This window comes from Isoptericola dokdonensis DS-3 (genome assembly GCF_001636295.1).
GTDB classification, from domain to species: domain Bacteria; phylum Actinomycetota; class Actinomycetes; order Actinomycetales; family Cellulomonadaceae; genus Isoptericola; species Isoptericola dokdonensis.
Window position 1 is genome coordinate 2,217,468 of sequence record NZ_CP014209.1, and the last position, 13,428, is coordinate 2,230,895.

The following is a 13,428-nucleotide window of genomic DNA, read 5'->3' on the forward strand; positions in this document are numbered from 1 at the left end:
GTCAGCGGTAGTGGCCGATGGCACGCACGACCGAGCGCGGCAGCACGCGCAGCACGGCCGAGGCCGCCTTGTACCGGGCGGACGGCGTCGAGATGACGATGCCGCGACGCACGTCCGCGAGCGCCGCCGCGACGACGAACGGTGCGTCGAGCCAGCCGGCGTCCGGGACGGACGACATGGACAGCCCGGCGCGGTCGTGGAACTCGGTGCGGGTGAACCCGGGGCACAGCACGGTGGCGGTGACGCCGGTGCCGGCGAGCTCGACGGCGAGGCCCTCGGTGAAGGACCGCACGTACGCCTTCGCGGCGGCGTAGGTGCCACCCGCGGTGAGGGCCGCGACGGACGCGACGTTGAGGACGGCGCCGCGCCCCCGGGCGGTCATCTGCGTGACGGCGGCGTGGCTCAGCTCCACTACGGCGCGCACCATGACGTCCACGGCGCGCAGCTCGACCTCGAGGTCGCCGTCGACGAAGTGCTGGGCGGTGGCGAAGCCGGCGTTGTTGACGAGCAGGCCGACGGGTCGGGCGTCGTCGGGCCCGGCACCGGTGACGGCGAGCCGGGCGGCGACCCGGGCGACGTCGTCGGGCACGGAGAGGTCGGCGGGCAGCACCTCGACCCGCACGCCGGCGGCCGCGCGGACCTGCGCGGCGACCTGCTCCAGCCGGGCGGCGTCGCGGGCGACCAGCACGAGGTCGTGCCGGGCGGTCGCGAGCTGCCAGGCGAACTCCAGTCCGAGGCCGGCGGTGGCGCCGGTGACGAGCGCGGTTCCCATGTCGGCACTCTAGAGCCCTAGGGTGCGCCTGTGCGCATCGCGACCTGGAACGTGAACTCCGTCCGCACCCGTCTGCCCCGGGTGCTGGCCTTCCTGGAACGCTCCGGCACGGACGTGCTGGCGATCCAGGAGACCAAGTGCCGGGCCGACCAGTTCCCGACGGAGGCGTTCGCCGCCGCGGGGTACGAGGTGGCGGTGACGGGGTACCACCAGTGGAACGGGGTGGCGGTGGTGTCCCGGGTGGGGCTGGAGGACGTGGAGACGTCCTTCGGCGGCCAGCCGCTGTTCGGCAAGGAGGGCGTGGACCCGGCGCTGGAGGCGCGGGCGCTGGGGGCGACGTGCGGCGGCGTGCGCGTGTGGTCGCTGTACGTGCCGCACGGCCGCACCCTGACGGACCCGCACTACGCGTACAAGCTCGAGTGGCTGGCGGCGCTGCGGGCCCGGGCGCAGGAGTGGGTGGCGGCGGAGCCGGACCTGCCGCTGGGGCTGCTGGGCGACTGGAACGTGATCCCGCGCGACACGGACGTGTGGGACGTGTCCGCGTTCGAGGGGCACACGCACGTGTCGGCCCCGGAGCGGGAGGCGTTCGAGGCGTTCGCCGCGTCCGGGTTCACGGAGGTCACCCGCGAGCACCTGCCGGCGGAGCGCACGTACACCTACTGGGACTACCAGCAGCTCGCGTTCCCCCGCGACAAGGGGCTGCGGATCGACTTCGCGTACGCGTCGAAGGCGCTCGCGGCCCGGGTCACGGGGGTGACGATCGACCGCGACGAGCGCCGCGGCAAGGGGGCGAGCGACCACGTGCCGGTGGTGCTCGACGTGGCGGCGGGGCCGGGTCCCCGGTAGCGGTCCGCCCGGATAGGTTGTGGCCATGACCGAGCGCCCCGACGAGCCGAGCTTCGCCTCCCCGGGTCCGGCGGTCCCGGCCGGGACCGGCCCCGTTCCCGCACCGATCACGGGCGGCCCGGACGGCGCCCGCGTCGTGCCCGACGTCGTCGCGCACCCGGACCCGGCGGTGCACGGCGGCCGCTGGGGCGCGCCAGGTGGTCCGACGGCGGCGGAGCGGGCGGCTGCCCGACGGCGGGCCCGCTGGTGGGTCGCGGGGGTGCTGACCGCCGTGGTGCTGGTCGTGGGGGTCGCCGCGGGGGTCTCGTGGCTGGTGTCGAGCGCCCGCGAGCGGGCCTGGGAGCCCGTGTCCGCCGACGTGACCGCGCCGGCACGGGTCAACGCGGTGCAGCTGGTCCTCGGGTCGTGCCTGGCGACGGTGCCGGAGTCGTCCCCGGTCACGACGGTCGACGTGGTGCCGTGCGACGACGAGCACCGTGCGCAGGTGGTGGGCCGCACGGACTCGGCCCCCGAGGCCGTGTGGCCGGGCGAGGACGTCCTGGCTCGCACGGCGGCACGGTCGTGCACGGCCGACCTGCTGGGGCCGCAGGCACGGGGAACCGTCCCGGCGGACCTGACGTTCTCGGTGTGGACGCCGACGGCGGAGTCGTGGGCGGACGGGGACCGGGCGGGACTGTGCCTCGCGACGTCCGCGACGCCGTTGCCGGGCGACCTGCTCGAGTGATCGGGTGTGACCCGGGCGACATTGGGGGCAGGTCGGGGCCGCGGGCGCCACGCGAGTTGTGAAGGTGCCGCGCTGACCTGCACGGACGGCCCCCGTCGGCGGACGACCCGGCCGGCGGCGATCCGGCATTCCGGGCAAAACGACCGCCCTTTCGCCCGCGTCCGTCCGCCCGGGACGGACATGCCGGACCTGCGGCTTTTCGCCCTCCGGACGAGTTCCTTCACATCTTCTCCAGGAAAGCATCCACGACTCGCCGTTATCTGATTGTGACCTCGCGGTCCACGCTGGCTAGCGTGCCCGGGTCGCACCGCGTCCCTGCGTGGCGATGCACCGATCCGCAAGCCGAGTGCTGCCGGCGGACGGTCGCCTGACAAACCTTCACGGCAGCAGCGGGAGAACCACATCCGGGCGACCTCACGGTCGCCCTCGGGGTGAAGCCGTCCCTGGACGGCAGGCCAACACTTCTCGGCCTAATCCGACAGCTCATCTCGCAGGCTGGAGAGGTAGACGATGACCCACGCCCTCACCGGCGCGCGCCCGCACGCCGCCACCGACAGCCATCGCCGTTTTCGCCGTGCAGCGTTCGCGATGTCGCTGACCGCCGCCCTCGCCGGCGGCACCCTCGTCGCCGGTGCGCAGTCCGCCTCCGCGGCCCCCGCCGGCGCCAACGCCACGAACGTGCAGGCCCTCGGCGGCACCGTGGTGACCGCCAAGAAGCCCACCCCCCGCGTCTCGATCACGGTCTCCCGCAAGACCGGGACCAAGGGCAAGGCCAAGACGCGCCCCGTCTACACCGTCAAGGCCACCCGCGCCGGCGACGGTGTCAAGGGCCGCGCCAAGGTCTTCATCGACGGCAAGAAGGTCGCCGTCAAGAAGCTCAACGCCAACGGCGTCGCCCGCTTCCGCCCGACGTGGGGCAAGTACGACGTCGGCCGCAACAAGATCCGCATCGTCGCCGACGCCGCAGCCTCCACCGGGCTGGCGGACGTCACCAAGCACCGCACCGTGAAGGTCAAGGCCAAGAAGACCTCCGGCGCCAAGGTCGTCTCCGTCGCGCACCGCTACATCGGCTCGCGCTACGTGTACGGCGGCTCCAGCCCCCGCGGCTTCGACTGCTCCGGCTTCACGTCGTACGTGTACAAGAAGGCGACCGGCAAGAACCTGCCGCGCTCGTCGTCGGCGCAGCGCAGCGTGGGCCACCGCGTCTCGCGCTCCGCCGCGCGCCCCGGCGACATCGTCTACACGCCGGGCCACGTCGCCATCTACGCCGGCAAGGGCAAGGTCATCGAGGCCGGCAACCCGCGCACCGGCGTCGTCAAGCGCAGCATGTGGCAGGACAACCCGACGTTCATCCGCGTCTGACGGCTCCGCCACGAACGGGCGGCAGGCCGCACCCCCCGGGTGCGCCTGCCGCCCGTTCGTCGTCGCAGGCTCCGGCGCTCCGGACGCCCCCGGCGGTCAGGGCGCGGCGACGTCGCCGACGACGGCGTCCCCCAGCTTCGCCGGCACGTCGTTGCCGGTCGCGACGTCCCCGTCGAGCACGGCCGCGGCGTCGGCGAGGAAGTACCCGGCCCCGCCGTTGTCACGGGCGACGTTGCCCGCGAACAGGAGCGCCCCCCGGTTACCGCCGTCGGTGAACCCGTGGTGCCCGTTGCCCCACGCCACGTTGCCGACCAGGACGTGGGCCACCGCCGGCGGGTCGTCGCCGCCGCCGAGCGTGAAGCCGCCGCCGTTGCCCTGCCAGCCGGCGATCCCCCACCGGTCGAACCCGTTGCCGTACGACTCGTTGTCCCGCAGGGTCACCGCACTGCCGAAGTCCCCGAGGTCGACGCCGTCGTCCGCGTTCTCGAAGAACCGGTTCCGCATCACGACGTTCCCCTCCCCCGACCCGAACTTCACGCCGAGCCCGATCCCGGCGGAGCCGCCCGCCGAGTCGTCGTGGTTGTGGTGGAACGCGCTGTCGCGCACCACGTTGTCTCGGGTGCCCTCGCCCCTCAGCTCGAGCCCCGAGCGGGTGTTGTCGTGCACGTCCAGGTGCTCGAACACGGAGGCCGCGCAGGACAGGCACACGTACCCGTGGCTCCGGGAGCCCCGGATCTCCAGGCTGCCGACCGTCCAGTGATCGGCGTCCTGGACGATCGGCCACTCGTCGGCCGGCACCTGCCCGAGGTCGAGCACCGGTAGCTCGTCGCGGTAGCCGGACAGCACGATCCGGGCGCCCGGTGCCCCGTCGGTCGTGAGTCGCAGGGGCTCGTCCACGACGTACGTGCCGCCGCGCACCGCGACCGTCTGGCCCGGGCGGACCACCTCGACCGCGTGCGCCACCGTGGCGAACGGCCTGGCCCAGCTGCCGTCCGCGGCGTCCGAGCCGTCGGGCGCGACGTAGAGGTCCGCGGTCACCACACCGCGCGTCGTCCCGTCCGGCGGGGGTTCCACCGGTTCGGCGGGGCTCGGCGCGACAGGTTCGTGCGAAGGCTCCGACGAGGAGGTCTCGGGCGGACGGTCGCGGGCGTCCGGCGACGGCGTGCTCGCCACGACGACCGCCGGCGGCCGCTCCGGGGACATCACGACCGTCGTCACCGTCGCCCCGCCGCCGACCGTGAGGGCGACCGCGGTGACCGCCGCCGCCGGTCGGGCGACGATCGCCTCCCAGCCGTCGCGCACCGGCTCCACCCAGCCCTGCCACCAGCCGACAGGGGCCCCGGAGGCGACCGGCGGGGACGCGCTCAGCTCCCGCACGGACGTCGAGAGCGCCACCGGCACGGGCAGCAGGCCCAGCGCCGGGACGAGGCGCTCCGGGGGAACGAGCGCGGCGGACGCGCTCAGGCAGGTGTCACAGCGGCGCACGTGACGGTCCAGGCGCTTGCGCCACAGAGGGGAGGGGGTGCCGTCCCAGCCCGTGGCGGTGCGGGCGAGGTCGGCACAGCGCGGAGCGGCGTCCAGCGCGGCGACGATCCCGCGGGCGACGTCGAGCTGTCCGCGCATCCGCTGGACGCGCACGGCGGCGTGGCGGCGGCCGACGTCGAGCGCGCGGGCGAGGTCCGCGCGCCCGAGCTGCCCGCACGCCTCGGCCCACCACAGGCCGAGGACCGCCTGGTGGGCCGGGTCCAGCCATCGGGCGGCGAGAGCCAGCCCGCGCCGTCCGTCGTCGGCGACGGCACCGGCGGAGGCGATGTCGGCCGGGTCCGGCGCGTCGTCGGGGATCGCCGCGGTGACGACGGGGTCCTGCGGGACGGCCCGGCGGCGCCGCGCACGGTGGTGGTCCTGCATCTGCCGGTAGGCGACGGCGACGACCCAGGACCGGAACCGGTCGGGTTCGCGCAGGGACCCCGAGCGACGTCACGACCCGCAGCATGGTCTCCTGGACGACGTCCTCGACGTCGGCGCGGCAGGTGCCGTCGTCGCCCATGGCACGCGCGACGACGCCGTGCACCAACGACAGATGGCTGCCCAGGAGCTCGTCCAGGGCTGCACGGTCACCGTCCTGCGCCCGGACCACCAGCTCGGTCGTCCCGTCCATGCACCCTCCTCCGTCCGTCCACGTCGTCGGACCCCGCAGGATGCTAGCGCCCATCCATCGTTGGAAAAGTGTTGTCGAGGTCATCCGTCCGACGTCTACCTCGTGGCCCGCGACGACGCGGGCGGTGGACCGCACCGGTCCGCCACGCCCTGAGGAAGGACCGTCGGACATGACCGACACCCGCTCCCGCCGGCGACGGCTCGCCGCCGTCACGACCGCCGCCACCGTCCTGGCCACCGGCCTCGCCATCGGCACCACCACCACCGCCACCGCAGCACCACCCGCCGGCACCTACCAGATCACCGTGGCCCGCAGCGGCCACTGCCTCGACGTCGTCGCCGGCTCGAAGGACAACTCCGCCCAGCTCCAGCAGTGGAGCTGCAGCGGCGACACCTGGCAGCAGTTCGCCCTCGAACCCCTCAACGGCGACCTCTACCAGCTCCGCAACATCCACAGCAACCGCTGCCTCGACGTCCCCAGCAGCAGCACCACCGTCGGCACCCGCATCCAGCAGTGGAGCTGCAAGCCCGCCCAGACCAACCAGCAGTGGCGCCTCACCCCGTCACGCGACGGCTCCTACCTCGTCGCCAACGCCGCCAACGGCCTCTGCCTCAGCATCCAGGGCGCGTCCACCGCGAGCGGCGCCGCCGTCGTCCAGGAAGGCTGCACCCACAACACCAACAAGCAGCTCCGGTTCACCGAGAGCGGCGGCGGTGCCGGGACCGGCGACGCGACGGTCGCGGCCGACGGCTCCGGCGACTTCCGCACCGTCCAGTCAGCGGTCGATGCCGTCACGGCGAACGCCACGACGAAGCAGACGATCACCATCGCGCCCGGCACGTACCGCGGCAAGGTCGTCGTCGGCAGGGACAAGCCGTTCGTCGAGCTCGTCGGGCTCGGCGACGACCCGGCGGACGTCGTCATCGTGGACGGCGTCAGCGCGGGCGAGGGCGGCAGCCACCGCGGCAGCGCGACGCTGGTCGTGGAGGGCGCGAACTTCCGCGCCGACAACCTCACCGTCTCCAACGACCACGACGAGTCCGTGTCGACCGAGGGCAACCAGGCGCTGGCGATGTACCTCAACGCCGACAAGACCCTCCTGGACGACCTGCGCATCCTGGGCGACCAGGACACCCTGCTGGTCAACGACGCCGCCCGCGCGTACGTGACGGACACGTACGTCGAGGGCACGGTCGACTTCATCTACGGCGGTGGCATCGCCGTGTTCCACCGCAGCAACATCCACGAGAAGCGGACCACCGGCGGTCCGATCACGGCGGCGAGCACTCCGGCCGAGCGCAAGTACGGGTTCCTCTTCCACCAGTCGCGCATCACCGGCGCGACGAACGGCACCACCCAGCTCGGTCGACCCTGGCGGCAGGGCGCACAGGTGCTCTACCGCGAGTCCGAGCTGTCCGCGACGATCAAGACCTCCCAGCCGTGGACCGACATGTCGGGCAGCACCTGGCAGAACGCCCGGTTCCTCGAGTACCGGAACACCGGCGCAGGAGCCACGGTGAGCTCCAACCGTCCGCAGCTCTCCGACGCCCAGGCCGCGGAGTACACCCCGCAGAAGTACCTCGCCGGTTCCGACGGCTGGAACCCCGTGGGCTAGGACGCCCGGCCCACGACGACCGTCGACGCGTTGTCCGGACCACCGGACAGCCGTCCCCCCCTGCCCGCAACGACGCGGACGACCCGCCGGCACGGCCGGCACGTCACGACCCAGGAAGGACGTCCACGAGATGACCCACCGCACCAAGCACCGCTGGCGACGGCTCGCCGCCGTCACGACCGCCGCCACCGTCCTGGCCACCGGCCTCGCCATCGGCACCACCACCACCGCCACCGCGGCACCACCCGCCGGCACCTACCAGATCACCGTGGCCCGCAGCGGCCACTGCCTCGACGTCGTCGCCGGCTCGATGGACAACTCCGCCCAGCTCCAGCAGTGGAGCTGCAGCGGCGACACCTGGCAGCAGTTCGCCCTCGAACCCCTCAGCGGCGACCTCTACCAGCTCCGCAACATCCACAGCAACCGCTGCCTCGACGTCCCCAGCAGCAGCACCACCGTCGGCACCCGCATCCAGCAGTGGAGCTGCAAGCCCGCCCAGACCAACCAGCAATGGCGCCTCACCCCGTCACGCGACGGCTCCTACCTCGTCGCCAACGCCGCCAACGGCCTCTGCCTCAGCATCCAGGGCGCGTCCACCGCGAGCGGCGCCGCCGTCGTCCAGGAAGGCTGCACCCACAACACCAACAAGCAGCTCCGGTTCACCACCACCGGGAGCGGCAGCGGCTGGTCGTCCACCGCCGACGGGTTCGCCTCCACCGACGGAGGCACCACCGGCGGTGCGGGTGGCACGGCCGTGACGGTCACGACGCAGGCCGACCTGGAGAAGTACGTCACGGCGTCGGGCAGGTACGTCATCACCGTCGCCGCGCCGATCACGATCTCGCCGAAGGGCAAGGAGCTCAAGGTCGCCTCGGACAAGACCATCATCGGCAGGGGCACCTCCGGTGAGATCGTCGGCGGCGGGTTCTTCCTCGGCGACACCACGAGCAACGTCATCCTCCGCAACCTCACCATCCGGGACACCCGGATGACCGAGGACGACCCGGACGACAAGGAGTTCGACTACGACGCCATCCAGATGGACGGCGCCGACCACGTGTGGATCGACCACAACCGCCTCACGCGGATGAACGACGGCCTCATCGACTCGCGCAAGGACACCACCAACCTCACGGTCTCGTGGAACGTGCTCGAGGAGAACAACAAGGCGTTCGGCATCGGCTGGACGGACAACGTCACGGCGAAGATCACCATCCACCACAATTGGGTCCGCGACACCAACCAGCGCAACCCCAGCACCGACAACGTCGCGTACGCCCACCTCTACAACAACTACCTGCAGGACGTCGCAGGCTACGGCAACTACGCGCGCGGCGGCACGAAGATGGTGCTGCAGAACAGCTGGTTCGAGCGTGTGAAGGACCCGTTCTACCGCGACGGCACCGCCGCGCTCGCACAGTCGGGCAGCATCGTCGTCAGCTCCAGCGGCCGGCAGGAGTCGGGCGGCACCGCGTTCGACCCGCGCTCCTTCTACCCGTACACGCTCGACGCCGCGGCCGACGTCCCGTCGATCGTGCGTGCGGGCGCCGGTCCGCAGGCGTCGATCGGCTGACGGCCCGCCCGCGACGCCGACGACGTGCGGTGGCACGGCGGTCCGTCACACCAGGGACCGCCGTGCCGCCGGGGTGCCCGGTCACGCCTCGTCGCGCGCCTCGTGCGCGAGGATCGCCGTCTGCGTCCGGTTCGCCGTGCCGAGCTTGGACATCGCGGCGGCGAGGTAGGCCTTGACGGTCGACTCCGCCAGGTACAGACGGCGCCCGACCTGGGCGTTCGACAGCCCGTCGGCGAGCGCGTCGACGACGTCGCGCTCCTTCGGCGCCAGCACGGCGAGCCGCCGCCGGGCCTCCTCCCGTCGGCCACCGACGTCCCGGCCCGCCGCCGCGAGCAGGTGCCGGGTGACCGCCGGCGACATGACGGCGTCCCCGGCGGCCGCGGCGCGGATCCCCTGGTGCAGCTCGGCGGGCGTCGAGTCCTTGAGCAGGTATCCGACGGCGCCCCCGCGCAACGCGGGCAGGACGTACTCCTCGGACAGGTGGCTCGTCAGGACGACGACCGCCGTCCCGGGGGCCTCGCGGTGGACGACGACCGTGGCGTCGAGGCCGTCCATGCCGGGCATCTGCATGTCGAGCAGCAGGACGTCGGGGGCGTGCTCCCGCACGAGCCGGGCCGCCGCGGCGCCGTCTCCCCCCTCACCGACCACCTCGAGGTCGGGCGCCGACGCGACGAGCTGCACGATCCCGGCGCGCAGCAGCGCCTCGTCGTCCACCACCACGACCTCGATCATGCGTCCTCCCCGGGAAGCACCGCGCACAGCCGGAAGCCACCGTCGTCGGTCGGCCCTGCGTGCAGGGTGCCTCCCAGCAGCGAGATCCGCTCGCGCAACGCGTCGATCCCGAACCCTCCCGTCGTGAGCCCGGTGGGTGGTCGCGTGGGCCGCTCGTTCTCGACCGTCACCCGCACCTGGTCGTCCGACCGCGCGACCTCGACGGCCGTGGGAGCGCCCGGCGCATGCCGGACGGCGTTGGTGAGGCCCTCGGAGACCACCCGCAGCACGGTGCGGTCGATCAGGTCGGGCGGGTTCCGCAGGGGAGCACCCGCGACCCGCACCGGCTGGCCGACCCTGCGCGCCTCCGCGGCGAGCGCGTCCACGGTGTCAGGACCGCTGCCGTCCTGCGGGGGCGCCGCGGGTGCGTCGCTCAGCACCTCCAGCACCGTCCGCATCTCGGCGAGCGACGCCCGGCACCCTTCCGCGATCTCGGTGGCGGCCCGGCGCACCTCGTCGTCCCGGGTGCTGGTGCCCAGCACCTCCGCCTCGACCACGGCGTAGCTCATCCGCCGGGAGACGACGTCGTGCAGGTCGCGGGCGAGCGCGTCCCGCTCGGCGCGCCGGGCCCGGCCCTCGGCGGCGGCCGACGCGCGGCGGTCGGCCTCCGCCTGCTGGTGCTGGAGACGGCCCGCGGCATAGGCGGCGAGCAGGACCAGGATGCCCAGCCACAGCAGCGCGGGGCTGGCAGCCTCGGTCGTGATCAGCCAGGTGGGCCACGACACCGCGACCGCTGCCAGCACCGCCGCGAGGCTGGTGCGCGACGACGTCACGCGCAGTCCGACCGCGTGCAGCGCACCGAGCGCCGCCACCACGGGAGACACGAGGCTGGCGACGGCGCACCCGGCGAGGACGAGCACGGGGTGGCGGGTGCGGAAGATCAGGAGTGCGGCCGCACAGGTCTGCGCCGCGAGCTCGAGGCCGACCGGCGCCCACCCCGTGCCGGACCCGGCGAGCAGCACCAGGAGCACCCCCGCGACCGCGCACGCGACGGCGACGACCGTGTCCTCCCGCGTCGGGGCGCCGTCCACCCGGCCAGCCTAACGAGCGACGCCTCCCAGTGCGGTGCGGGGCGGCCGCCGGACGACCGACTTTCGGCGGTAGCGACGACCACCGTTCGGGCGTGCCGGGCGACCCCCTCCCGGCGGGAACGTGGAGTCATCAGCAAGAGCACGTACCGACCGAGGACAGGGAAGCATCATGAAGGCACTGCGCACCGTCACCGTCTCCGCCGTCTCGACCGCCCTCGCGCTGGGCGTGCCGCTGACCGCGTTCGCCGCCGAGGGGGACACCTCCCCCGCGACGGCGCCCACCTCGTCGGCCCCGGCCGAGGAGCAGGCCGCCGAGCCCACCGAGGAGTCCACGGAGGAGTCCGGCACCCAGGACGTCGCGACCTCCGACACGTCGACCGAGAGCGGGTCGTCGCCGGCCCCGGTCGACCCGGTCGTGGCCCCCGCACCCGAGGAGCCCACCGACGCGGCGGCCCCCGAGGAGCACGCCGAGGACGTCGAGGACGCCGAGGACGCCGACGAGAGCGCACCGGCCGTGGAGCCCGCCGAGGACGCCGCCGAGGAGCCCGCCTCCGACGAGCAGGCCTCCGACGACGCGACCGACGAGGCCGACGCCCCCGCCGACGAGGCGTCCCCGAGCACGGACACGGACGAGCCGCCCGCCCCCGAGGCAACCGAGGCCACCGAGGAAGCGACGGCTCCCGTCGCGACGGACGCGACCGACGCCGCGACCACGCAGGCCCCGCAGGCGTCGGCTCTCGCCGCGTCCGCGGGCGGCGCCACCGCGCTCTCCGCCACGCAGGCCTCCTACCCCGACTCCGCGTACGAGCCGCACTGGCACGACGGCGGCCAGGACGGCTTCGGCTGCGACTACTGGTACTTCCTCGACCCCGTCGACGGCGGCTCCGGCAAGGACTGGTCGGGCTGGGGCGGGACGCCGCAGCTGCACATCCTGCACCACACCCTCGTGGACGACGACGGCACCGTGCACATGGTCTACGACCGTGACATCGCCGGCTCCTGGTACCACGCGTGGTCCGGCGACGAGACCGTCTCACCCGACCCCGACGGCATCCACTGGGAGAACACCTCGGCCCAGCAGACGATCCTCGTCAACGGGTACCAGGGCGGGAACGACATGACCGCCCGTGCCGCGGACGCCCAGCGGCTCTTCGACCGCGCCGGCGTGGCCGTCAGCCCGCGGATGACGTGGGAGGCCTACCTCGGCCAGTACCAGAGCAGCATTGACGCCGGGTCCTTCACGGAAGCGCAGGTGCGCGAGTGGTTCGACGCCGAGATCGGCAACCGGATGGAGCAGCGCCTCGACTACACGGCGTACGAGGCCACGCAGTTCGCCGTCTGGTACTTCTCCACCGGCCACGACGTCATGGGCCTGATGTTCGACGTCGACGAGAACGACCACGTGACGATCTCGGACAAGGCGCTGCAGCAGTTCGAGGCCATGCCGTACCCCGAGGACGGCAACTGGGACGGTTACGACTCCACCCGCGACTGGGCCTCCGCCTACAACAGCGACCGGATGGCCACCCTGCAGACGGCGGCGTGGCTCATCGAGCAGGCGCTGACGGCCAACGTCGTCATGCCCCAGCCGGGCTTCGTCTCCGACGGGTACGTGAAGCGTGCGGACGGCGCGACGGACTACGGCTTCACCGCCTCGCTGGTCGGCGGGACGGGTGACGTCCACGTCGAGCTCCGCACGGCCGACGGTTCGGCGATGCCCGAGGGCGTCGTGCTCGTGGACGGCCAGGGGCGTGTCGTGGACAGCGTGACCCCCGGGCAGAAGGTGTTCGTCCGGGTCCCGGCGGGGATGTCGGTGGCCGACCTGCCGGCGTTCCAGCTCTGGGGATCCGCCCAGGGCACCCAGCAGGGCAGCCCGCACTTCTACACCGGCATGGACCACACCAACAACGGCGGGGGCACCACCGACCCCGAGACGGGCGAGTGGACGCCGTCGGAGTTCCAGCACTGGTTCATCGGCCTCGGCGAGCTCGACCGGCCGACGACCGCCTGGGACTGGATCGGCGTGACGCTGGCGGACGAGCCCGAGCAGCTGGTCGACCCCGTCGACCCCACGGACCCCGTCGACCCCGCGGACCCGTCCGACCCGACCGAACCGGTCGACCCGGCGGACCTTGAGGACCCGCAGGAGGGCCCGCAGGACCCGGCAGACCCGCGCGACCCCGGCACGACCGACGGTCGCGACGACACCGGGACCGCACGCGGGACCCACCGGGACGGCGACACGGGCGGCAGGCTCCCCGTCGCGCCGATCTACGTGGCCACCGGCGGCGACGTCGTCGAGGGCGGTGCCGACGCGACCGACCCGGCCAACATCCCGGCCGCCGCGGAGACCGCCACGGTGACGGGTCCGCAGACCCTGCCCCGGACGGGCGCGGACGCCGACGCGAGCCTGCTCGCCGCCGCCGCGGCGATCACCCTCGCGGGGACCGGCCTGGTCCTGGCCTCCCGCCGCCGCACGGGGCGCGCGGACGACGGCGAAGGACGCTGACGCGCCGCCGCCAGCGCGGAGCACCACGAACGCCTCCCGACCGGAGCTCCGGTCGGGAGGCGTTCTC

Annotated in this window: 10 protein-coding genes and 1 riboswitch; of the genes, 6 read left to right on the forward strand and 4 right to left on the reverse strand. The window is 73.6% G+C overall.

Translation table 11 applies throughout. The features are described from left to right. Nucleotide 1: 1 nt before the first annotated feature. Nucleotides 2-772, reverse strand: coding sequence for an SDR family NAD(P)-dependent oxidoreductase (locus I598_RS10330; RefSeq protein WP_068202886.1), 771 nt, complete (start codon nucleotides 770-772; stop codon nucleotides 2-4). Between the two features lie 30 nt (nucleotides 773-802). On the opposite strand from I598_RS10330, the gene I598_RS10335 reads away from it, so the two are divergent. The 3 genes from I598_RS10335 (at nucleotide 803) to I598_RS10345 (ending at nucleotide 3,704) form a co-directional block, all read left to right on the forward strand. Further along, a complete protein-coding gene (locus tag I598_RS10335; protein WP_068202887.1) occupies nucleotides 803-1,618 on the forward strand; it encodes an exodeoxyribonuclease III in 816 nt (271 codons plus the stop codon). 25 nt (nucleotides 1,619-1,643) lie between these two features. Further along, nucleotides 1,644-2,342, forward strand: a complete 699-nt coding sequence (locus I598_RS10340) for a septum formation family protein (RefSeq protein ID WP_083973170.1) — start codon at nucleotides 1,644-1,646, stop codon at nucleotides 2,340-2,342. A 363-nt stretch (nucleotides 2,343-2,705) separates the two neighbouring features. After that, nucleotides 2,706-2,854: riboswitch (cyclic di-AMP (ydaO/yuaA leader) on the forward strand. Further along, on the forward strand, nucleotides 2,853-3,704 hold the full coding sequence (locus I598_RS10345) for a C40 family peptidase (RefSeq protein WP_232314130.1): 852 nt from the start codon (nucleotides 2,853-2,855) through the stop codon (nucleotides 3,702-3,704). Its footprint overlaps the riboswitch before it by 2 nt. Nucleotides 3,705-3,800: 96 nt before the next feature. Here the strand turns inward: I598_RS10345 and I598_RS10350 are convergent, their stop codons facing one another. Then, the gene (locus I598_RS10350) at nucleotides 3,801-5,612 is read right to left on the reverse strand and encodes a right-handed parallel beta-helix repeat-containing protein (RefSeq protein WP_068202889.1); all 1,812 of its coding nucleotides are present in this window, start codon (nucleotides 5,610-5,612) and stop codon (nucleotides 3,801-3,803) included. Nucleotides 5,613-6,031: 419 nt separating this feature from the next. Here I598_RS10350 and I598_RS10355 point away from each other — a divergent pair, with 419 nt between their 5' ends. Continuing rightward, on the forward strand, nucleotides 6,032-7,477 hold the full coding sequence (locus I598_RS10355) for a pectinesterase family protein (protein WP_068202890.1): 1,446 nt from the start codon (nucleotides 6,032-6,034) through the stop codon (nucleotides 7,475-7,477). Between the two features lie 130 nt (nucleotides 7,478-7,607). Beyond that, entirely contained in the window at nucleotides 7,608-9,050 is a 1,443-nt protein-coding gene (locus I598_RS10360) for an RICIN domain-containing protein (protein WP_068202891.1), read from the forward strand. An 81-nt stretch (nucleotides 9,051-9,131) separates the two neighbouring features. On the opposite strand, the gene I598_RS10365 is transcribed toward I598_RS10360, so the two are convergent. Continuing rightward, a complete protein-coding gene (locus I598_RS10365; protein WP_068202892.1) occupies nucleotides 9,132-9,782 on the reverse strand; it encodes a response regulator in 651 nt (216 codons plus the stop codon). Continuing rightward, nucleotides 9,779-10,852 (reverse strand): sensor histidine kinase, encoded by a 1,074-nt coding sequence (locus tag I598_RS10370; protein WP_068202893.1) that lies wholly within the window; start codon nucleotides 10,850-10,852, stop codon nucleotides 9,779-9,781. Before I598_RS10370 ends, I598_RS10365 begins: the two co-directional genes overlap by 4 nt. 169 nt (nucleotides 10,853-11,021) lie before the next feature. Between I598_RS10370 and I598_RS18300 the strand changes: the two genes are divergently transcribed. Further along, the gene (locus tag I598_RS18300; protein WP_068202894.1) at nucleotides 11,022-13,361 is read left to right on the forward strand and encodes an LPXTG cell wall anchor domain-containing protein; all 2,340 of its coding nucleotides are present in this window, start codon (nucleotides 11,022-11,024) and stop codon (nucleotides 13,359-13,361) included. Nucleotides 13,362-13,428: the final 67 nt, after the last annotated feature.